Genomic DNA, 21621 nt, shown 5'->3' with positions numbered 1-21621 from the left:
GTGAAAAGACCCTGTCGAATTCCTAAATAAGGAATTTCAAGGGTCTTTTGTTTTGCTTTACAAATAAATAACAGACTTGAGTGGATAAATTTGATATACTAATAGATATATTTTATTAGTATGAATGAAAAATAATTCATATTAGAATGGTATGGAAAACGGTTCACTATGCTATACTGTACATACTAGATAAGCTAATTTTATTAATGGAGGTTAAAGATAATGAATGTAACAATATACGATGTTGCTCGTGAAGCAAATGTCTCGATGGCGACTGTTTCAAGAGTTGTAAACGGTAATCCAAATGTTAAACCAGCTACGCGTAAGAAAGTATTAAAAACAATTGAGGAACTAGGCTACCGTCCGAATGCCGTGGCTAGAGGTCTAGCTAGTAAGAAAACGACAACAGTCGGTGTAATTATCCCAGATATTTCGAATTTATTTTTCTCTGAGTTGGCAAGAGGGATAGATGATATTGCTAATATGTATAAGTATAATATTATCTTAAGTAATTCCGACCAAAATATCGACAAAGAAATCAACCTCATCAATACGATGTTAGAAAAGCAAGTAGATGGTATTGTTTATATGGGGGGGCGGATTCAAGAAGAGCATATTCAACAATTTGAAACATCTCCAGTTCCTATTGCTTTAGCTGCAACAGTTGATCCGACCCATTCAATTCCTTCAGTAAATATTGATTATGAGGAAGCAGGATCTGAAGCAACGAAGCTTTTAATTGATAATGGGCATAAACATCCTGCTTTTGTGACAGGAGTAGATGAAACAACTGCTAATAAATTAAAATATCAAGGCTTTGTTCGAGCGTTAGAAGAAACAGGTCAGACTTTGAACGAAGACTATGTTTATCGTGGAGATCTAACGTATGCCTCAGGAATAAATGCTGTTGAGAAATTACTTGAATTAGATCAAAAGCCAACAGCTATTTTTGTAGCAACAGATGAAATTGCTTTAGGTGTTATTCATGCGATTCAAGATCGAGGTTTGAATGTACCTAATGATATAGAAGTTATTGGTTTTGATAATACAAGACTGGCAACGATGGTTCGTCCGACCTTATCAACAGTTGTTCAGCCTATGTATGATATTGGGGCAGTAGCTATGCGCTTATTAACGAAATATATGAATAAAGAAGAAGTTGAAAATTCAAATGTTATTTTACCACATCAAATTATTGAAAGAAGCTCAACAAAATAAAGATAATTCCGATAATAATAATGGTGCCATTTAACTTGTTCAGCTGAATAAGGAAAGCTTCGTCAGCGAGACAGCGTACGAGGGAGATAGTCTTGTATTTTAAGAAATCCCAAAATTTTTAAGTGAGAATGAATGCTACAGTATCCTCTAAATCAGAGGAAGGTTTAGGTGCTCTGTTAAATAGGGGAGACTTCTGCAAACATTTGCACGTTCGGGATTCAGAAGCAGAAAAACACTTCTTCTTGCCCTATCAGAAAGGATAAAATTTTATCGATGATAGGATAAGAAGAACTAAGGTTTTACTTCCATGAGGATATGGTGACTTCGGCGTTCTCATGAGAGGTGAGGAAGTTAGGCGAGGATCCTTAAGTGTGGTGATAAGCCAAGTTTTTCTGACGATGTAAATGCTACGTAGCTTTCCTTAATCTGTTTACTCGTTCCACCAAAAAAGCGTCTGAAATTTTATCTGCTTTAACGTAGGGAAAAATTAGACGTGATCATTCCGAATTGTGAGTGGTCTCATTACCAAGTAAACAAATACGAATAATTTAAAGTATCAGAGTTGGGGAGAGAGTATATGAAACAAAAAGATTTTTTAACACCAATCGGAATTATACTTGGATTGATCATGATCTCATATGGGATTATTTCAAGTACTGGAGAAATTAGCTCCTTTTTAGCTTTTATTCAAGTGGCTTCTATTGTGATAGTATTTGGCGGTGTCGCAGCAGCAATATTAATCAATTTTAACGTCAATCAAGTCAAATTGATGGGACGAGTTGTTAAAGAGTCCTTCGTTAAAAACAAGTATGACTTAGAAGAGCTTATTTTATTATTTGAGCAACTTTCTGAACGAGCACGTCGGGAAGGCTTGCTGGCTTTGGAAAATGAATTAGAAGAAGTTGAAGATCCATTTATTAGAAAGGGTGTCTTACTTGCGATCGATGGAATTGAGCCTGAGGTAATCCAAGACATAATGAGTGCTGAAATTGTCGCAATGGAAGATCGCCATACAAAAGGTCGCCTTATTCTTGAGAAGGCTGGTGAATATGCTCCAGCTTGGGGAATGATTGGGACTCTTATTGGATTGGTCTTAATGTTAAATGATTTAAATGATCCAACGACATTAGGTCCACAAATGGCAGTTGCCCTATTAACTACATTTTATGGTTCTGTCATGGCTAATTTAATTTTCCTGCCGATGGCTGGTAAACTAGAGTCAAAAACAGATGAAGAAGTTTTTATGAAACAAATTATTATCGAAGGTGTAATCGGCGTTCAATCGGGGCAAAACCCACGTATTCTAAAAGAGAAACTGAGTGCATTTTTATCTGATGATATGAAAAAGCGTCGTACAAATGAAATTGAAAGTACAGAAGAGGATTTTAGAAATGAAGCGTCGTGAAAAAAAGCCGCCTAAGGGCAGTCCGGCATGGATGACTACATATTCTGACATGATAACATTACTGCTTGTTTTCTTTGTTTTATTATTTTCAATGTCTCAAATTGATGTTGCCCGTTTTGAGGCTATTGCGGAATCATTTCGTAATCGCAATGTACTATTTGATGGCTCACCATCAACAATTGATTTTGAGCATTCCTATGAAAGTTCAGGAGGGCGTGATCAAGATGAATTTTCTGAACTTGCGAAGGAAAATCTATTTGATGAAGATCAGCTCGCCCAAAATCAAAAATCGTTAGAAGAATTGTTAGCTGAAGTAGAAGGTTTTCTTGAAGAACATCAATTACAGGATGTCATTTCGGCTAATCGTACCGATCAAGGGGTCGTTTTAATATTACAAGAGCGAATTTTATTTGATACTGCTGAAGCTGTCATTAAACCAGAAGGTGAGCCGTTCTTAGATAAAGTCGCTTTATTGCTTAGTAATATACCTAACTATGTTCGAGTTGAAGGTCACACAGATAACCGGCCAATCTCTACAGAACAGTTTCCTTCAAATTGGGAATTATCTGGTGCCCGAGCGAGTAGTGTGATTCGTTATATCATTGATTCCGGTGATTTTGCCGAAGAACGTTTTATCTCATCGGGATATGGTGATACTCAACCGATTGTACCCAATAATTCATCAGAAAACTGGCAAAAAAACCGCCGTGTAGAAATTATTATTTTAGAGTTATCGCAGGGATTAGACTAGATCATTTGAAATGGTGTTGTAGGAAAATAAAGCTATTATTATTTATGGTGTTGGTGAGTTCTTTTGAACTTGCTGACACCTTTTGATTGTGGTTCTACGTCAAGTAACGTTGGTGAGGAATTTTAGCCAACATATATTTAGTTGTTTATCACGAATCAAAGTAGCCGTTAGGCTGCTTTGATTCGTGATTCTTTTTGTTTATTATTTAATGACTTTGTTTCGATTGCTTTGAATTTGAAATGGATCATAATGCGTTTTTTATAATTATAAAAGTTCCGATAGCCATACGCTACTTTACTTAGTACCTTAATTTTGTTGTTTATTCCTTCCATTCGACCATTATTATATGGATACGTAAAACTATTCTTGATATAAGGGAGATGCTTTCTTAACGTCTTTAAGCTTGTTCTCATGTGACTAGAGATAAGAGAAGAGCTTCGCTCTTTTAATACACTTTCTAATCCTTTAAAAAGGTTCATGTCAATCGCCTTTAATAAACGTTGATAAAGTTCATCATTTGCTTTTAACTCAGGATCATAGTTTAACATTTCTTCAACAATACTTTTCTCTAGCCGTTGCCCAAACAAAGAATAATATTTGTCATTTGTAGAAGATAGTTTCCTTTCACTTTTTAATATGAGCTTCCAGTATCGCTTTAGCCGACGGTATTTTTTCATGTCCTCACGATTTGATGTCTTGAATCGATTCATGATTTTCACACGTGTTTTATTCATTGATCGATTCATCAATTGAACTAAGTGAAAACGGTCAATGATAATCTCAGCCCGAGGGAAAATCTCTTGAATGACATGAACATAGCTAGCGTTCATATCAATGGTGATGGTTTTGACATGTCGACGGTCATTAAGGCTATAGTTGGCGCGATAAAATGATTTTTTATCACACGGCTTGTACGCGCTTCTAAAATGTCTAAAATATCACCTGTTTCAGTATTAATATATTCAAAGGCCATCAATCCTTTTGCCTATTTAAATTCATCAAATGATAAATTTTCGGGTAATGCCTGGTGATGGTGCTTAATGGATTGTGCTGTTTTATCAATCTCTCGTTGAGCAGTGTGCCAAGATACAGAACAATCTCTAGAAAGTGATTTTATAGACTGTGCTTCACCGCTTTTCAAAATAATCATCGCCTTTGATTGATTTGAAATATGACAGCTTGTTTCAACAATTGAGGTTTTAGCCGTAAAACTACTCCGACACGCTTTACAGAAAAAACGCTGTTTCTTTAGTTTAAGAAAGGTTAATGAGGTACCCGTCATTGGCAAGGTAATCCTAGACGTTTGTTTTCCATTTTTAATCACAACGTAGTTTTCATTCTTGATCCCACACTTTTCACAATGTGTTGGGTCATAAGTCAATTCACCACTAATAAATTTACACGGCTTCCCGTTGTATTCACCGAGTGTCACACAACCAGGTGAAAAAGTTATATTTTCATCTTGAACATCGATCAGAAATCCTATATCATTACAAGTAGACAAGTGAGTTCCCTCCCAGGATTATGGTTTTAGTCGACTTCAATTCTAAAGGGAAACTCACTTGTTTTCTATATTTAAATTTAAAAATATGAATCATCCATCACAAATTGATCTGCGACAAATCGGATGATTTGATGATTAGCAGTTAGCCGAACCGTAGACTCCTATGGGAACAGCACGCGTCCGAAGATCCGCTAAGAAAAGCTTTTTAAGCTTTTCTTAGCTAGCTGAGGTCGTGCCCATGGAATGCGAAGGTTCGGCTAACTGCGGGTTTATAACGTGAGTTATAAATGAGACAAATCATAAAATATTTTTATCACAGATACCCGTCCGTAAAACTCGGGACAACTTTGGGTTTCGATGGGACGAGTACCGCTTCACAATAAAATAAAAAAATGGTTTAACACATTTACAACTGATGTGTTAAACCATTTTAAAAGTAATTTAGTTAATTCTATTTTTGCCTCTATATTTAATCGTCACTATCATCATCTTCATCTTCTTCGTCATCCTCATTATCGTCTTCATCGCCATTATCATCTTCGTCCTCGTCATCTTCATCATCATCAAAGTCACCGTCAATAAAGGTAGAACTTGGTTCAGACTCTCGACCGAAATAATCGACTGCAGCCACTTGATAAACAGCATCACTACTTCCAACATTATAATCGGTATCCGTTGTTGATTCATATAAACTGAAATCACTATCTGGATCTGATGCCCGATAAATTCGGTATCCCACTACATCATTGCTAGATGAGCTATTCCAGCTTAGTGTACTACCTGATTTAGATAAGGAACTAGGGGCATTCGGATCTTCACCATCGTCCTCAATATTACTTGCTTCTAGTTCTGGAAACTCAACATTGCTCCAAGCAGAATTATTTGATGGGATCAGTTGACTGATATTATTGAGCTGATCATACCCCATATCACTTAACCATTCAGGATTAAACATAACACCGTCACCTTGGGTAAATTCACTTGGCGTTTGATCACCTGGAATAACTGCATTACCATTGATTATGACATAGCTGCCTCTGATTAAGCTATCATCTTCATCGGTAGGAACAAAGTTATTATTATAAATATCACTACCCACTAAACCAACGGACTCAGTGATATCTGATGGTAATAATCCTGAAACTAAAGAATACGAACGAGAGACAATACCATCTGGTTGTTCAAATTGAGCTGATGGCGCCATTAAGTCTGGATCGATCTCAGTAGCTGCATTAACTAATTGAGCCCAGTAAGCTTGAGTTCGACCACTATAACCATCATCTAAAGATTGGCGATATCCATAACCCATCCAAGTTCCAAGTGTGACATTTGGATTGGTAGCAACAAACCAAGAATCGACGAGCTCATCAGATGTTCCTGTTTTACCAGCCCAATCCACATCTGTTCTGTTTAAACTGGATCGAGCGGTACGGCCCGTTCCACTTGTTAGTACATCACGCAAGATATCGATAATCAAGTAGCTTGTTTGTGAACTAAACACATCGACAGAGTCGTTTTCATGTTCATAAATAACCTCATCCTCAACGGTTTCAATTTTATCGATCATATAACTTTCATTGAATTGACCACCATTACCAAAGGTAGAAAAAGCACTTGTATTTTCTTCAACTGTTCCTTCAAAGGTTCCTAATGAATTTGCAGGATGCAAATAGTCACTTTCCTGAATGTGATCAAAACCCATTTTAACTAAATAATCAGGTACAGGATTATGATTAGCTAATAGTTCAGTATAAGCTCTCCCTGTAGAAACGTTATAGGATTGAGTTAACGCTGTCCTTGCAGAAACTAACCCATAGTAACGGCCACGAGAAAAGTTGCTTGGGCTCCAACCTTGACTGGAGAAATCAGCATCAGCAATAATCGACCCGGGCTGAAGTGTTCCTTCTTCAAATGCCGGACCATAAACAAGTAATGGCTTAGCGGTACTTCCAAGCTGCCGTCTGGCTGTTCCAGTAGCAAAATTCACATTATCCCTTTCAAAATCCCGTCCAGCAACAAAGGCGAGGATGGCACCTGTTTCATTATCTGTTAAAACAGCACCCGGTTGTTGTTGTTGCACTAATGGGATGAGTTCATCCGTTTCAGAGTCTTCGGTCATAATGACATCACCATTTTCTTTACGTGCGGTTTTGTCACGACCAAAATTGCTATAATTTGCAGTTACTTCTTGAAATGTATCATAAATCTCTTTATTAATCGTTGTATGAATTTTATAGCCACCTTGGGATAACTCGCGTTCAGCATTGATTTGATATTGTTCATTCAACTCTTCATTTGTTTCGAGTTCTTCAAGGGTATAACCATCTTCAAGTGCTAATTTTTCTTTGAAGATAGTTACAGCACGTCTCCCTACTTCTTCAGATAAATAAGGGTATTGATCGTATGTCGTTGGTAGACGTTCAGCAAAACTAGCAACAATATCGAATTCAAGTGCTTCCTCATATTCTGCTTCTGTAATATAGTCCGCTTGTTGCATCCGAGATAAAACAGTTTCCATTCGATTTAACCCAGCTTCTAGGTCTTCTTCTGATTTCACAGTTCCTGTGTTAGTAAACGGATTATAAGCAATTGGACTTTGCGGTAAACCGGCTAAGAAAGCAGCTTGTGCAAGATTTACTTCGTCGGCATCTAAGTCAAAGATTCCTTTAGCAGCCGTTTGAATTCCAGCAATATTTCTACCATTTGCATTCCGACCAAACGAGACAATATTTAGATAGGCTTCGAGAATTTCTTCTTTTTCCATGAAATTTTCCAAGCGCAGGGCTAAGATAATTTCTTTAGCTTTTCTGTCAAAGGAAACTTCATTTGTTAAAATTTGATTTTTAATAATTTGTTGCGTTAAAGTACTTCCACCTGTTTGAACATCAGAGCCAGTCACTTCTTGAAACATAGCCCGTAAAATTGCTTTTGGAACAACGCCATTATGGGTTTCAAAATACTCATCTTCAGTAGCAATAATACCGTTAATGATATGATCTGATACGTGATCTAAAGTAATCTCTTCACGATAGAGATCCGAGCTCACTGTCCCCATATAAACATCATCAGCGAAATAAATTTCTGATGTTTCCTCGTAATTATAAATCGCACTGACCATCGTTTCACTAGAACGTAAGGGCTCGTCTTTGATTAGCGAGGCAAAATATCCTGCCCCGAGACCCCCGACGAAAAAGAAACCAAGTAAGCCAATGACGATAAAAAAGAGTAAAATATTCCAAATAACATCATAGGAAATACGTGAGAATTTTTGAATAATCCCTTGATCAATAAGGGCTTTGAATTTTCTCCAAATTTCACTTAATCTATCTTGAATATTCATTTGATAACCTCCTAAAAATCCAATTCATATTATAACATATTTATTGGGCTAAAATCGTTTTTAAAAGCTATTTTTCGTTTAGAACTTGCTTTTGTCATGAAAATGTGATATTAATGATACACAATAGAAAACAAATAAGTGTTGAAAGATTTTAGTAGCTAAATACTCCCTGCTATAGAGAGCTGATGGTTGGTGTAAATCAGTGTAAAGTATTTAAGTGAATTACGGTTCTTGAGCTTTTCCTCTCATAACTTTTAGATGGAGGACGGTACTTAAAGTATCGTTATCAAAGTGAAGTGGCAATATTTATTGCAACGAGGGTGGTACCGCGAGTAGATCTCGTCCCTTTAGGGGATATGATCTACTTTTTTTTATTGATTAAATAATTAAATAAAGGAGCAAAAAAGATGGATATCATTCAAGATTTAAAATCACGTGGACTTATTCAACAGATGACAGATGATGAAGGATTAAAAAAGCATTTAGCTGATAATATTGTTACTTTGTATTGTGGCTTTGATCCAACTGCTGATAGCTTACATATCGGACATTTAGTACCTGCTTTAATGTTGAAACGATTCCAAAAAGCTGGTCATCGTCCAATTGCACTTATCGGTGGTGGGACAGGAATGATTGGAGACCCTAGTGGTCGAACAAGTGAACGTCAATTAAATGATGAAAAAACTGTCAACTATTTTACAGAGCAAATAAAAAAGCAATTAGCTAAAATTCTTGATTTTGATCAAGGTGACAATAGTGCTGTTGCTCGTGATAATGGGGAATGGTTGGGCCAGTTAAAGATCATTGATTTTCTACGTGACACAGGCAAGCACTTTGGTGTGAATTATATGCTAGCTAAGGATTCGGTTCAATCCCGTTTAGAACAAGGCATTAGCTTTACTGAATTTACCTACATGATTCTACAATCGTATGATTTTATGAAACTGTTTGAAAAGGAACATTGTACGTTGCAAATTGGTGGCAGTGACCAATGGGGGAATATAACAGCTGGGATGGAGCTTATTCGTCGAACACGAGAAGAGGAAGAAGAAGTAAAAGTGTTTGGTTTAACTGTCCCACTGATTACAAAAGCTGACGGGACGAAATTTGGTAAAACAGCTGGTGGAGCTGTGTGGCTTGATCCAGAAAAGACAACACCTTATGAATTTTATCAATTTTGGATTAACACAGACGATCGAGATGTGATTAAATTTCTTAAATACTTCACCTTTTTATCGATTGAAGAAATCGATCAATTAGCTACTGAACTAGAAGAAGCACCAGAAAAACGTATTCCTCATGTTCGATTAGCAGAAGAGTTAACAAAGCTCGTCCATAGTGAAGAAGCACTTGCTCAAGCCCAACGGATTACCAATGCTTTATTTAGTGGTGATATTAAACAGTTAAATGGTGAAGAGATTAAACAAGGCTTTAAAGATGTACCAACTGTTCGATTGAAAAAAGAAGCAAAATCATTAGTTGATTTATTAGTTGAAGCAAAGATTTCTTCATCTAAGCGTCAAGCACGAGAGGATATTCAAAATGGTGCTATTTATATAAATGGTGAGCGCAAACAGGATTTACACTATCAATTAGCTGATGATGATCAGATAGATGATCAATTTACCATTATAAGAAGAGGGAAGAAGAAATATTTCCTATTAGATTTTAGTTAATAACAAGTTAAAGCAGCTGTCTCCAAATGTACTTATGGAGACAGCTGCTTTGATGTTTACTAATCTTTTTGTTATTTTGGTTTAAAATAGTTAAGTCCTAAATTTCAAGTTTAAGTTAGTCACTTAGAATAATTATTTTAGTGAGTTCACAAAGTTATATTGTTTTATGCCAGTAAAGGCATGAATTTGTGCTTTAGTGGTGTGCATGGATCTGTTTGGCTTTAAAGCCAAACAGATCCATGCACACCATCACGGGACATACCTGGGTTAAACATGATTTTAAGCAACAAGATTCAGCTGTAATTTCTGTAGCTCTAAGACAAATGCTTGGTGAGGTGTTTTATAGTTTTGGTTTCTTCGTGGATAGTCATTCATCCATTGTTGAACCCTTTTGACTTGATCCTCATTAACATCTTTCAGCGACTCATGTTTGGGTAAGAAACGACGGATGATTTTATGTTGATTTTCACTGGTTCCTCGTTCAAAGGAAGCGTATGGATGACAGTAATAGACATCAATCTCTTTAGACAATTCAGATAGATTACTAAACTCACTTCCATTGTCTGAGGTAATGGTTTTAAAAATGTCACCTTCGATTCCGTTTAACTGACTAATCATATGTTGTAAGGTATCATCAATTTGCGTTGCTCTTTTCCCATCAATTTTGAAGAGGAGTTCAAAGGTTGTTTTACGTTCAACAAGCGTTAATAGAACAGGTTCATCAGCCTTCTTTTTACCGATAACCGTATCAATTTCCCAATGTCCGAATTCCTTTCGCTGGTTAACTGATTCTGGACGTTCTTCGATTGAGATACCATGCACCTTTTTATTTCGATGTCCTTTGCCTTTTGTGGAGCGTGGTTTTCGATCAACCTTTTCTAACAAATCCATATTCTTTGTCTGCATGATGCCACTATCAATCCAATGATAAAGTGTGGACGTGCTTGGAATGATGGATTCATGAAAGAAGGCTTCACTTTTAGCTACATTGACAACAACATCAGGTGACCATTTGTCTTGTCGCATTTTTTGATCAGCCCAATCAACAAATTCATGTCCATCAACCCATTTGGGGCGGCGGCCGCAATGCGAACGATTCTTTTCATAGACGTCATAATTGACATCTGCGAAATAAACTGCTCTTTCATAAAAATAGGATTTGCCGTTCTGTGTTTGCTTTTGGACTTGTGTAACAGTCCCTTTCTTAACATTATTATTGATGGTTTGATAATTGCGATCAAGCAGTCGGCCAATCGCTCGGTTTGATAACTCGAGTTTCTTATATGCTTCAATCTGTTTCATTTCAGCAAATGTAAGGTGTTTCCCTTTCCGTGATTCTGTGATAGTATTTACATGGGTCATGTGAATTCTCCTTATATTGGTTGGTCGTACTTTCAATATAACATGAGATTCACATGGCCTTTTATTTTAGGTGACTAACTTGATTATATAATCTACGAAAATAGTTAAGTATAAATTCTAAACTTTAAATAATAATTTAAACAAAAAAACCCTGAAATACTTGATAAATCAAGGTTTCAAAGGTTTTAAGTTTAAAATATACGTAGCAATTAGCTTAACGTGAGTACCACTCAACAATTAATGCTTCGTTGATTTCTGCAGGCAACTCAGTACGCTCAGGATAACGTGAGTAACTACCTTCTAGCTTATCAGCATCAAAAGTTAAATATTCAGGTACAAAGGCATTTGCTTCAAGTGCTTCAGCAATGATTGCAAGCTTTTGTGATTTCTCACGAACACCAATTGTTTGTCCTGGTTTTACAATGTAAGATGGGATATCAACACGGCTACCATCAACTGTAATGTGACCATGGTTTACTAATTGACGGGCTTGACGACGAGTACGTGCTAAGCCAAGACGGTAAACAATATTATCCAAACGTGATTCTAATAGGATCATAAAGTTCTCACCGTGAACCCCTTTGATTTTACTTGCTTTGTTGAAAAGTGTTCTAAATTGACGCTCATTTACACCGTACATAAAGCGAAGCTTTTGTTTTTCTTGTTGTTGCAAACCATATTCTGTAAGCTTTTTACGTTGGTTTGGACCATGTTGTCCAGGTGCGTAAGGGCGCTTATCTAATTCCTTACCAGTACCAGTCAATGAAATACCGAGACGACGAGACTTTTTCCATACAGGACCTGTATAGCGAGCCATAGTGCATTCTCTCCTTTATAATTAGAATTTTGCATAAAACAAGATATTGTGCTCCATAATCGTTTGACATTTTGTTTTCATGTACCATCGCTCCAGCAGCAGAGAGTTACACGATACACCTTACTTTTGGCTTATTCAGTAGAAATCCTCACTTCTATAAGTTACACGATGGATTCATACTGAGTACTTCAACTTTTAACATACAAATATGCGGTATTGGAGTCGAAGCTTTAGTGTAAGGAACAAAATGAACAACCGGTGGTTCACATAGGCTACCTTTTTTACACAAAGTCTATTATATGATGTTCTAATAGTGAAGTCAACTGTTTGTCACAGATAACTGTCCGTAAAACTCCCACTGATTGAAATTTCGTTCTATCTGTAGTCTTCAAATAAAATGCGAAGGGTATAAAGTCATGGTTTAACTTGATATTGAAAAAACGAAAAATGTCGATTTAGCTGTGATTAGCAAAGGGAAATAATCATTTAGTCGAAATATAAGCTAAGCATAATTTACTATTTTTATAGTAGGCAATTTGGAATATTTGCGTTATAATATGATTAGTAACGATCAGGATGAATAACTTAAGGTGGGTGGAACTAATTAATGAAATCATACAAGCTAACTGACGATCATGAATTATTCCTCTATGACCCAAAACGGTATTATCAGAACAGTCAATGGTTATATACAATAGTGAAGCAACTTAAATGGTTAGCTAAAGTTCAAGGTGTAGCCCTCTATATGTATGATTCTTGGGTAAATGAATATGTCTGTGTTCAAGCAGTGTGTGAGACAAAGATTCAATTACCTGAGAATCTGCCGAAAACTATTATAAAAAAAATTGATCAATATAAAAAATTGTCTAATAACACTAGACAACTTTTTGTTAAGGGTAAAACTTACGAAGCTGTTTCCATAGCAAGTTTATCAGATAATAAAGGTGTTTTTGGTTATTTCACTTTTTTTGCTGAAAATAGAAAAAACTTTTCCAGTGATAAAAAAGAGGAAATTCTCCAATTAGTTAAGGATGCGGCAGAAATTATTATTGAGTTTAGGAAAACCCGTCAATCCATAGCTCAAGCGAATAAGTATGAAATGATGTACAATATTACAAAAAAATTTCATTCTTCTATGAATCCACGAGATGTATTAAGTGAAATTGTTGAAATTATTTATTCAATTTATCCTAATTTCAAGTGTGAATTAATTTTGTCGAAAAATTATCAAGAAGATTTAACACTCCCTGTTAAAGAGCTAATTTATAATAAAAAATATGCTGATAAGGCAAGTGCTCAAGCCTTTTTAACTGGTAAAATTAAAATCGAAGAAACTAAAAATAAGATTAATCTTTATGCTCCTTTAAATGGGAAACAAGGTGTATATGGTGTGATGCAATTGACATCATCTGATGTGACCCGAATCCCTAATGATGATGTTGAATTTATCCGATTGTTGGCAAATACAGCAGGAAATGCATTAGAAAATGCTCAACTGTATCAACAATCTAATTTATTAATTCAAGATTTACAGGTGATCAATACGTTTGCGCATGAATTGAATAAGTTAAATTGTTTACCTTCAACCACAGCCTTTATAAAAGAGCAATTTCAAACATCATTTACTGTTGAAGAGATCGGTTTTATTTTGTTAAGTGAATCTAACCATTATATGGTTGAAAAGGAATCTACCGAGCTGTTTCATCGAGAAGATATGGCTGAGTCGATTCATTTTCTTTTAGAGAAGGTAAAGAGGGAAAAAGAAGCTATTTTCATCAGTGATTTTAATAAACGATTTGACGAAATTAATTTATCCTACCGCTCAGTCATTTTGCTGCCAATGATTCAGACCGATCAACTGATTGGGGTTATTATGGTTATGCATTCTGCCCCTTACTATTTCACCTTTGATCAATATAAATTAATGGTATCTCTTGTTCAACATTCCACCCTTGCTTTTGATAACATTATTTTACGGGAAAAGCTTGAACAGTCAGTTATTACAGATTATTTAACGAAGTTATTTTCAAGAGAGTACTTGGATGAGAAATGTCAAGAACATTTAGTTATTGATCAACAAGGTGCTTTTTTGTTATTGGATTTAGATGATTTCAAATTAATTAATGATTCTTATGGACACGATGTTGGCGACACGATTTTAATTCAAGTATCTAATATTATCCGAAGAGAAATTGATGGGAAAGGTTTTGCAGCCAGATGGGGTGGGGAGGAGCTAGCGATTTATTTACCTGAAGCCAATAGTCAGATGGGCAGGGCGTTTGCAGAAAAGATCCTTTCTTTAATTCAATATTCAACAAGCCCCAAAATAACTGCATCAATAGGCTTAGCTCAATGGGATAGTAAGCAAAAAGTCAGTTTAAATGAGTTGTTTGATCAAGCGGACCAAGCGTTGTACAAGGCTAAACGATTGGGCAAAAATCAATATCAAGCAATCATTAGTTAGTCATTCTTTTATCACAGATAACCGTCCGTAAAACTCGGGGCAACAACGGGTTTCGTTGAGGCGTCCCACGGCGTTGGCCACACAAGCGTTTTCACAAATGTTTTCGGTGGGACTGCGATTACTCGTCCCACCGAAAACATTTGTGACAGCATCTGGGGTTGCGGTTACTCCCCCCATCGAAAGGACTTGGGACTGGGGCTCAGAATAAGTAAGACACTTATTCTTGCGATGCAAATGCTTCGTAGCTTTCCTTTGTGTGATGACTCGCCCCACCGGAACCATATGCATGACCTACATCCTGTAGGCCCAACTCCCACTGATTGATGTTTCGCTTTATGCTTGAGATTTCTTCAATAATCATATGTTTGCTTGACATCACCTTCGATACAGAGCATAAACATATTCTTCATGTCAATTTTCCTCTATTTTCTAACTAAATGGTTCAGTCGATCGTTAATAAAATCAATATGAGTTTTCTTTCGTCACTAGTCATTCTTTATCAATCTACAAGGTTTTTCAAATATTACCTTGCTAGATGATGACTTGTACTTTTGATTTTAAATTAAATGTTGGTGGGTAAATAGGTAGTTAAAATTTCACCAAACTTTTCAAGGTATATTTGATCAAGTTCATTGAATCGATCCAGTTCTGGGCTGTCAATATCTAATACACCAATGACTTGCTTGTCTTTGAATAGTGGAATAACAATTTCTGAACGACTAGCAGCATCACAAGCAATATGTCCTGGAAATTCATGAACGTCAGCAATTCTTTGTGTCTGTTCTTCTTTAACTGCAGTGCCACAAACCCCTTTTCCAACCTCAATTCTGACACATGCCGGTAATCCTTGGAAAGGCCCTAAAATGAGTTGATTATCTCTAAGTAAATAAAAGCCAACCCAATTAATTCTATCCAAAAATTGATTGAGTAGTGCAGAACTATTTGATAGGTTAGCTATGGGGTCTTGCTCATCTTCAATTAAAGCTTCTAATTGTTTGACGAGTAATTGATAACTTTTATCTTGACAATCATTGGTTTCTTTTTTTTCTAACATAAAAATCCCTCTCTTTGACACCCTTTTATTTGTCATACTGTCTGTTAATAAAAAAACATTTAAAAAATGTCAAAAATCGATTTATTTTGATTTTTTTTAGCAAAATGATTGCTATTCATGGTATGATAATTATAACTATGACATAAATAAGCTAATTTAACAATTAATATAACATTAAAATATAATTGAATCGTTGATATGACTGGGGAGGATTAACATGGTTGCCTATATTATAGGGTTTATTCTCATTATTATAGCGCTTATTATTACGGGATTAATTTTACGAAAGATGATTTATGATCGAGTGGATAAACTAGAGTCTTGGAAAATGGATATTATGAATCGCAATGTCTCGGCTGAATTGCAACGAGTCAAAGCCTTGCGTTTATCTGGAGAAACACAGACTAAGTTTGAATCGTGGAAAGATACTTGGGACCGAATTTTGACACGTGATCTACCTGATATAGAAGAATATTTATTTGATGCTGAAGAATCAGCAGACCGGTTTAAAATTCCATCTGCTAAAAAAAGCTTAAATGCGGTTGAAAAGGTACTTAATGAAGCTGAACAAACCATTGAGAATATGTATAATGAATTAGATGATTTACTTGATTCAGAAAAGCAGAGCCGTAAATTAGCTGAGGAAGTCATTCCGCAAATAAAGAGCTTAAGAAATGCTCTTTTACAGGATTTACATTCATTTGGTGAGGCAGAAAAAAGATTTGAAGCAGAAATTAATGTTCAAAAAGCTCAGCTTGATCAGTTTTATGTTGAAACAGAAGAAGGAAATTACTATGAAGCAAGACAAATAATTAATAACGTTAAACATGAATTAGACGATTTGATGAATCGGATTGAAGATTTTCCTGCAATCTATCGAAAGTGCAAGTTAGAATTACCCGACCAAATTACACAATTGAAAAATGGCATCGATCAAATGAAAAAAGATGGTTATCAAATTGATTATCACAATTTCCAAAAAGAACTTCAGGGTTTGGCAGAGCAGTTACAAACGTATGTCAAGCGTATTGAGGAAACGGACGATCAATCAGTTTTTGATTTTGTTACGACAATTGAAGAACGAATCCAAGAAATATATGAGATATTAGAGCAAGAATCAAAAGTAAGAAGTTATGTTGATAAGCATTTAGCTAGTTTTGAAAAACTGATTTCTGAAGTTGTTGATGATTTTAAAGCAACAGGTGAAGAAGTAACCAATTTACAGAAAACTTATTACTTAGAAGGCAGTGATCTTGAGCTATATTCTAATCTAGAAAAATGGATCCACCAATTAGAACGCCAATATAAACAAATTACTCAGGATCTAGAAGATGAGAAACAAACCTATGTCTCATTAAAAGATGAATTAGAAGTAAGTAGTCAAGATTTACAAAAGTTAAAACAGTCACATGAAGAATTTAAAAAGCAAATTAGAACGATTCGTAAAGATGAAATGGAAGCAAAAGAAAAGATTCAAACATTGCAGCGTGATTTGTTTGAAACGAATCGGAACATACAGAAAAGTAACTTACCTGGGATTCCATCTTTTATCTGGAATCAAATGGACGAAGCAACTGACAAATGTGCACTTGTGCTAGAGAAGTTAGCGGAAGAACCGTTGGATATGGGGCAAGTCAGTCATGTATTAAAGGATGCAACGAGTTCTGTGCATACATTAATTGAACAAACAGATTCAATTATTGAACAAGCTTATTTAATCGAACGAATTATTCAGTACGCTAATCGATATCGAAGTCAATATCCTGTTTTAGCTGCAAAATTATCAGAAGCTGAACAGATGTTTAGAGAATGTAATTATGAGCAAGCACTTGAAACGGCTTCTCAAACATTAGAGGATATAGATCCAGGAGCGTTACAACGCCTTGAAACAAGGATTAAAGTTCCAAGTTAATGGAGGGTAAAAATGCGAATTGTATCAATTTTTAGTATAGGGTTATTATCATTAAGTGTATGGGGATTATTTTTTGCTGTTTTTTTACTTGATGATGAACCAAACACTGAAGCAGAGTTATATGTAGAAGAACCCATTGAGGAAGAACAAGAAGAAGACAATTTGGTAGCAACATCAGAGACACAGTTTGACGAGGAAAACATAGAAAATAATGAAATTGTTGAAGAAGTTGAAGAGTTAGCTGAGATCATTGAACAAGAAGATACTGAACCTGAAAGAGTCCCAGAAACTTTAGAAGAGAAAGCTAGTAGTCGTTTTAACGATATATTATATGATTTTGAAAAGGATCATCCTGTATCTGTTGATGATTTACTCTCGCTAATTAATCAAAGCTAATTTTAAAAATCCCGGCTATGGCTAGGGATTTTTCTATGGATACATCATGGATGATGGGGGAATAAATGATTTAATTAACAAATGAGTTATGGTAAAATGATTCAATGCATAAGTGAAATTTCGATTGATAAAGGTTTCGCGAATCTTTACTGCTAGTTAAGGTAAGATAATGATAACTGAAGGAGAATAACGATGATTTATTTTGATAATAGTGCAACGACCAAACCCCTTGATGATGTCATAGAAAGTTTTGTTCAAGTGTCACAAAAATATTATGGAAATGCTTCTTCAGCACATCAATTTGGTTTGGAAGCAGATCGATTACTAAGAAAATCATATCAACAAGTCAGTCAATTGTTGTCGGTTAATTCAAATGAAGTTATTTTTACTTCTGGTGGTACAGAAGGAAATAATATGGCGATTAAAGGGATTGCCCATGCTTACCAAAATCGCGGTAAACACATGATTACAACGTCGATCGAACATCCTTCAGTTCTTAATGCTTTTCATGCAATGGAAGAGTTTGGTTTTGAAGTTAGTTATTTGCCTGTTGATCAATCAGGGGTCGTCTCGGTTGATTCTGTAAGAGAAGCCTTAAGAGATGATACCATCCTCGTTAGTATTATGCATATTAATAACGAAATGGGAACCATTCAGCCAATCGAACAAATTGGTACATTGTTAAAAGATCGAAAATACACTTTTTTTCATGTTGACGATGTGCAAGGGTTTGGTAAGGTTGATCTGAAATGGAAGGATTGCCATGTTGATTTGGCAACTGTTTCAGGACATAAAGTCCACGGTTTAAAAGGAACTGGCTTACTTTATGTTCGAGAAGGTACTCGATTATTCCCATTATTCCATGGTGGCGGACAACAAAATGATAGACGATCAGGGACAGAGAATTTAGCTGGAATTGTTTCATTGGTGCGAGCCATACGATTAATATTAGAACAAAAAATGCATCATCCAGACTATTTAAGCCAGCTTAATCATTTGATGCGGAAACGACTTAATCAAATTTCAGAAGTCATCATCAATACACCTGAAAATCAAGCACCACATATTCTTAATTTTTCAATCCCTGGATTTAAGCCAGAAGTTATTTTACGTGCTTTAGAAGAACGGCAAATCTATGTGTCGACGCAAGCTGCTTGTTCATCAAAAAAACCAGATGAAAGTGCTGTTTTACGTGCTATTCAGCTCCCAAAAGAACAACGCAATTCTGCATTGAGGATTAGTTTTTCTTATCAGAATACAACAGGAGAAATCGAATTATTCATTCGCGCATTAAAAAGAATGATAAAAGAATTAAAAGAAGTTATGAGGTAAATAATTATGATATATGATCACATTTTAATACGCTATGGAGAACTTTCTTTAAAAGGAAAAAATCGTAAAGAATTCATTAATCAATTACACGAAAATGTTCGCAATCAATTGAAGAAATTTCCCTTAATTAAAATACACAGTTCAAGAGATCGGATGAGCATCACTTTGAATGGTGAAAATCCAACTGAGATTATTTCAATTTGCCAGCGCATTTTTGGTATTCAAAGTTTAAGTTTGGCGATAAAAGTTGAAAATGATTTGGAATCCATTAAAGCTGCAGCTTTATTTGCTTTAAAGGAAGAAGAAAATGTTCATACCTTTAAGGTCTCAGTAAGAAGAGCAAACAAAGATTTTCCGATTAACTCTCAAGAGTTAAATCCAATTATTGGCGCTCATTTATTAAGAAATACCGAGAACATCACCGTGGATGTGCACCAGCCCGATCTTGAAGTAAATATTGATATTAGAAAAGCACATACATTCATTACATCAGCACGTTACCTTGGGGCAGGAGGTTTACCTGTCGGAACATCAGGAAGAAGTTTGTTATTGTTATCAGGTGGGATTGATAGCCCGGTTGCTGGATATTTAGCGATGCGACGCGGGGTCAAAATTGAAGCAATCCACTTCCATTCCCCTCCTTATACAAGTGAAGCAGCCAAAGAAAAGGTTTTAGATTTAACGAAAAAATTATCAGAATATGGGCATGACATAAATGTACACGTTGTTCCTTTTACGGCTATGCAACAAAAAATTCATCGTGAAATCCCATATGGCTATTCAATGACCGTAATGCGCCGTATGATGATGAAGATAAGTCAAATCATTGCTTCCCGATTAGGGGTCTTATCAATAACGACAGGTGAAAGCTTAGGACAAGTAGCCAGTCAAACCATGGAAAGTATGCATGCGATTAATGCAGTGACCTCTTACCCAGTGTTACGTCCTTTAATTACAATGGATAAAAGTTCAATCATTAAAATTGCTGAAAAGATTGGGACTTATTCAATTTCTATTCGACCATTTGATGATTGTTGTACAATCTTTGTCCCGAGTGCACCAAAAACAAAACCGAAAAAAGATAAAGTAGAATATTATGAAAGTCAACTTGATCTTAAAAATGAGCTAGCTGAATTATTAGATAATATTGAAGTTATAAATATTTCTAACCAAGATCAAGAGAATGATCCACTAAACGATTTATTTTAATGTATCGTAGATAACGTCCGTAAAACTCCCACTGATTGAAGTTTCGTTTTATTTAGCGAAATAAGGAAGGTCCTATCAGTGAAACACCACCCGAAAAAAATCCTTTGTATGTTCAAGGGATCTCCTATTTTCTCTAAGCGGATGGGTTGATGTTATCACACTCCTTAAATTGGAAGTCATATTAAACCTCTTGTTGATGCAGTCATACCAAGGTGTGATCGATTATTAGGTAAAGTAAGGTTGTACATGTAACAACTACCAGATAAATTTCTGTATTAAACCCTCAAATCTACATATTCTAGAGATGTATTAAGGAGGAGGTGAATACAGAAATGGCAAGTAACAATAGTAATCAATTAGTAGTACCAGGTGTGAGTCAAGCACTTGATCAAATGAAATACGAAATTGCTCAAGAATTTGGTGTCAACCTTGGTCCTGATACAACATCACGTGCTAACGGTTCTGTTGGTGGTGAGATCACAAAACGTCTTGTACAAATGGCTGAACAACAATTAGGTGGCCAATCAAACTAACTAAAATAATTATAAACAAAGAGTAGGGCTTTTTATAAAGCGCTACTCTTTTCTATTTTCAACAACATAAGAATGACTTTTGCTTACTTTGGAAATAATTTAAATAACCTCTAAACTTTTAATGAATAGGAGCAAAAGACAATGCTGTGGTTGAGTATACTCATTATTTTTCTAGTTATTATCGGCGTTATTTTATTTTTCTCCCCTTTAATTTGTCAGGTTTCTTTGGAAATAAATGAAGAAATTAATCTAGAGATTACCTGCAAACTAGGGTTTATTCCTGTCTATTCAAGAGAATATCGATTTTTAATTACAGATTTTTTTGATGACTATATTCAACCCTTTCTTTTAAAAAAGAAGAATAAAAGCCCTAAATTCAGCAAAAAAATTAAGCTGAAACAATTAAATTGGAATTCAACAATTGGTTTGGAACATGCCAATCAAACGGCTATAAGTGTTAGTTTATTAATGACCTTGAAAAGCATTGTCATGCGCGCTTTAAGCAGTTATTTTAATCAACCACAAGACATACATTATCAAGTTAATCCTAATTATAATCAGTATGGTTTTGAAACATATTGCCAATGCATGTTTTCAATTAAGTTAGGACAAGCTATCTATATGAAATTTAAACGTTGAAATGATAAA

General features: G+C 35.4%; 20 protein-coding genes and 1 other annotated feature. Of the genes, 12 read left to right on the top strand and 8 right to left on the bottom strand.

Annotated features, from left to right (window positions below):
* Positions 1-222: 222 nt before the first annotated feature.
* The 4 genes from ccpA (at position 223) to motS (ending at position 3374) form a co-directional block, all read left to right on the top strand.
* Positions 223-1218: a catabolite control protein A gene (gene ccpA, locus ACS127_RS16580; protein WP_440896125.1), complete on the top strand. Its 996-nt coding sequence runs from the start codon at positions 223-225 to the stop codon at positions 1216-1218.
* Between the two features lie 128 nt (positions 1219-1346).
* Positions 1347-1481: a hypothetical protein gene (locus ACS127_RS16575; protein WP_440896124.1), complete on the top strand. Its 135-nt coding sequence runs from the start codon at positions 1347-1349 to the stop codon at positions 1479-1481.
* Between the two features lie 314 nt (positions 1482-1795).
* Positions 1796-2623, top strand: coding sequence for a flagellar motor protein MotP (gene motP / locus ACS127_RS16570; protein ID WP_440896123.1), 828 nt, complete (start codon positions 1796-1798; stop codon positions 2621-2623).
* Positions 2610-3374 carry a flagellar motor protein MotS gene (gene motS, locus ACS127_RS16565; protein ID WP_440896122.1) on the top strand — a complete coding sequence of 255 codons (765 nt, stop codon included), beginning with the start codon at positions 2610-2612 and terminating at the stop codon, positions 3372-3374. The genes motP and motS overlap by 14 nt, the downstream gene beginning before the upstream one ends.
* Positions 3375-3541: 167 nt before the next feature.
* Here motS and ACS127_RS16560 read toward each other — a convergent pair whose 3' ends face one another.
* The 4 genes from ACS127_RS16560 to ACS127_RS16545 form a co-directional block, all read right to left on the bottom strand.
* The gene (locus ACS127_RS16560) at positions 3542-4204 is read right to left on the bottom strand and encodes a transposase (RefSeq protein ID WP_440896121.1); all 663 of its coding nucleotides are present in this window, start codon (positions 4202-4204) and stop codon (positions 3542-3544) included.
* Positions 4201-4347 (bottom strand): hypothetical protein, encoded by a 147-nt coding sequence (locus tag ACS127_RS16555; protein WP_440896120.1) that lies wholly within the window; start codon positions 4345-4347, stop codon positions 4201-4203. Before ACS127_RS16555 ends, ACS127_RS16560 begins: the two co-directional genes overlap by 4 nt.
* A 12-nt stretch (positions 4348-4359) precedes the next feature.
* Positions 4360-4878 (bottom strand): transposase family protein, encoded by a 519-nt coding sequence (locus ACS127_RS16550; RefSeq protein WP_440896119.1) that lies wholly within the window; start codon positions 4876-4878, stop codon positions 4360-4362.
* Positions 4879-5347: 469 nt separating this feature from the next.
* Positions 5348-8218: a transglycosylase domain-containing protein gene (locus tag ACS127_RS16545; RefSeq protein ID WP_440896118.1), complete on the bottom strand. Its 2871-nt coding sequence runs from the start codon at positions 8216-8218 to the stop codon at positions 5348-5350.
* Between the two features lie 132 nt (positions 8219-8350).
* Positions 8351-8568 (top strand) — a binding site (T-box leader).
* 57 nt (positions 8569-8625) lie between these two features.
* Between ACS127_RS16545 and tyrS the strand changes: the two genes are divergently transcribed.
* Positions 8626-9894, top strand: coding sequence for a tyrosine--tRNA ligase (gene tyrS / locus ACS127_RS16540; RefSeq protein WP_440896117.1), 1269 nt, complete (start codon positions 8626-8628; stop codon positions 9892-9894).
* Between the two features lie 279 nt (positions 9895-10173).
* On the opposite strand, the gene ACS127_RS16535 is transcribed toward tyrS, so the two are convergent.
* Positions 10174-11256, bottom strand: a complete 1083-nt coding sequence (locus tag ACS127_RS16535; protein ID WP_440894882.1) for an IS30 family transposase — start codon at positions 11254-11256, stop codon at positions 10174-10176.
* A 214-nt stretch (positions 11257-11470) separates the two neighbouring features.
* A complete protein-coding gene (rpsD, locus tag ACS127_RS16530) occupies positions 11471-12073 on the bottom strand; it encodes a 30S ribosomal protein S4 (protein ID WP_440896116.1) in 603 nt (200 codons plus the stop codon).
* A gap of 607 nt (positions 12074-12680) precedes the next feature.
* Between rpsD and ACS127_RS16525 the strand changes: the two genes are divergently transcribed.
* A complete protein-coding gene (locus ACS127_RS16525; RefSeq protein WP_440896115.1) occupies positions 12681-14537 on the top strand; it encodes a sensor domain-containing diguanylate cyclase in 1857 nt (618 codons plus the stop codon).
* Between the two features lie 217 nt (positions 14538-14754).
* On the opposite strand, the gene ACS127_RS16520 is transcribed toward ACS127_RS16525, so the two are convergent.
* Positions 14755-14913: a hypothetical protein gene (locus ACS127_RS16520; RefSeq protein ID WP_440896114.1), complete on the bottom strand. Its 159-nt coding sequence runs from the start codon at positions 14911-14913 to the stop codon at positions 14755-14757.
* A gap of 186 nt (positions 14914-15099) precedes the next feature.
* A complete protein-coding gene (locus ACS127_RS16515; RefSeq protein ID WP_440896113.1) occupies positions 15100-15591 on the bottom strand; it encodes a GAF domain-containing protein in 492 nt (163 codons plus the stop codon).
* Positions 15592-15808: 217 nt separating this feature from the next.
* Here ACS127_RS16515 and ezrA point away from each other — a divergent pair, with 217 nt between their 5' ends.
* The 6 genes from ezrA to ACS127_RS16485 all read left to right on the top strand — a co-directional run bounded on the left by ezrA (position 15809) and on the right by ACS127_RS16485 (position 21612).
* Positions 15809-17503 (top strand): septation ring formation regulator EzrA, encoded by a 1695-nt coding sequence (ezrA, locus tag ACS127_RS16510; RefSeq protein WP_440896112.1) that lies wholly within the window; start codon positions 15809-15811, stop codon positions 17501-17503.
* Positions 17504-17515: 12 nt separating this feature from the next.
* The gene (locus ACS127_RS16505) at positions 17516-17899 is read left to right on the top strand and encodes a hypothetical protein (protein ID WP_440896111.1); all 384 of its coding nucleotides are present in this window, start codon (positions 17516-17518) and stop codon (positions 17897-17899) included.
* A gap of 192 nt (positions 17900-18091) precedes the next feature.
* Entirely contained in the window at positions 18092-19231 is a 1140-nt protein-coding gene (locus tag ACS127_RS16500; protein WP_440896110.1) for a cysteine desulfurase family protein, read from the top strand.
* 6 nt (positions 19232-19237) lie between these two features.
* Entirely contained in the window at positions 19238-20440 is a 1203-nt protein-coding gene (gene thiI / locus ACS127_RS16495) for a tRNA uracil 4-sulfurtransferase ThiI (protein ID WP_440896109.1), read from the top strand.
* Positions 20441-20772: 332 nt separating this feature from the next.
* On the top strand, positions 20773-20973 hold the full coding sequence (locus ACS127_RS16490; RefSeq protein WP_440896108.1) for a small, acid-soluble spore protein, alpha/beta type: 201 nt from the start codon (positions 20773-20775) through the stop codon (positions 20971-20973).
* 141 nt (positions 20974-21114) lie between these two features.
* Complete coding sequence (locus tag ACS127_RS16485) at positions 21115-21612, top strand: DUF2953 domain-containing protein (RefSeq protein WP_440896107.1); 498 nt, start codon at positions 21115-21117, stop codon at positions 21610-21612.
* Positions 21613-21621 lie beyond the last annotated feature (9 nt).

The sequence above is a fragment of the Amphibacillus sp. Q70 genome (assembly GCF_052055485.1).
GTDB lineage: Bacteria > Bacillota > Bacilli > Bacillales > Amphibacillaceae > Amphibacillus.
Note: the sequence above shows the minus strand (reverse complement) of the source record. Positions and strands in the feature narration are given on the sequence as shown.

Bases quoted from the DNA above. Each gene is read 5' to 3' on its own strand.
- ccpA (WP_440896125.1), top strand. From the start codon at position 223: ATGAATGTAACAATATACGATGTTGCTCGTGAAGCAAATGTCTCGATG.
- ACS127_RS16575 (WP_440896124.1), top strand. From the start codon at position 1,347: ATGAATGCTACAGTATCCTCTAAATCAGAGGAAGGTTTAGGTGCTCTG.
- motP (WP_440896123.1), top strand. From the start codon at position 1,796: ATGAAACAAAAAGATTTTTTAACACCAATCGGAATTATACTTGGATTG.
- motS (WP_440896122.1), top strand. From the start codon at position 2,610: ATGAAGCGTCGTGAAAAAAAGCCGCCTAAGGGCAGTCCGGCATGGATG.
- ACS127_RS16560 (WP_440896121.1), bottom strand. From the start codon at position 4,204: ATGAACGCTAGCTATGTTCATGTCATTCAAGAGATTTTCCCTCGGGCT.
- ACS127_RS16555 (WP_440896120.1), bottom strand. From the start codon at position 4,347: ATGGCCTTTGAATATATTAATACTGAAACAGGTGATATTTTAGACATT.
- ACS127_RS16545 (WP_440896118.1), bottom strand. From the start codon at position 8,218: ATGAATATTCAAGATAGATTAAGTGAAATTTGGAGAAAATTCAAAGCC.
- tyrS (WP_440896117.1), top strand. From the start codon at position 8,626: ATGGATATCATTCAAGATTTAAAATCACGTGGACTTATTCAACAGATG.
- ACS127_RS16535 (WP_440894882.1), bottom strand. From the start codon at position 11,256: ATGACCCATGTAAATACTATCACAGAATCACGGAAAGGGAAACACCTT.
- rpsD (WP_440896116.1), bottom strand. From the start codon at position 12,073: ATGGCTCGCTATACAGGTCCTGTATGGAAAAAGTCTCGTCGTCTCGGT.
- ACS127_RS16525 (WP_440896115.1), top strand. From the start codon at position 12,681: ATGAAATCATACAAGCTAACTGACGATCATGAATTATTCCTCTATGAC.
- ACS127_RS16520 (WP_440896114.1), bottom strand. From the start codon at position 14,913: ATGTCAAGCAAACATATGATTATTGAAGAAATCTCAAGCATAAAGCGA.
- ACS127_RS16515 (WP_440896113.1), bottom strand. From the start codon at position 15,591: ATGTTAGAAAAAAAAGAAACCAATGATTGTCAAGATAAAAGTTATCAA.
- ezrA (WP_440896112.1), top strand. From the start codon at position 15,809: ATGGTTGCCTATATTATAGGGTTTATTCTCATTATTATAGCGCTTATT.
- ACS127_RS16505 (WP_440896111.1), top strand. From the start codon at position 17,516: ATGCGAATTGTATCAATTTTTAGTATAGGGTTATTATCATTAAGTGTA.
- ACS127_RS16500 (WP_440896110.1), top strand. From the start codon at position 18,092: ATGATTTATTTTGATAATAGTGCAACGACCAAACCCCTTGATGATGTC.
- thiI (WP_440896109.1), top strand. From the start codon at position 19,238: ATGATATATGATCACATTTTAATACGCTATGGAGAACTTTCTTTAAAA.
- ACS127_RS16490 (WP_440896108.1), top strand. From the start codon at position 20,773: ATGGCAAGTAACAATAGTAATCAATTAGTAGTACCAGGTGTGAGTCAA.
- ACS127_RS16485 (WP_440896107.1), top strand. From the start codon at position 21,115: ATGCTGTGGTTGAGTATACTCATTATTTTTCTAGTTATTATCGGCGTT.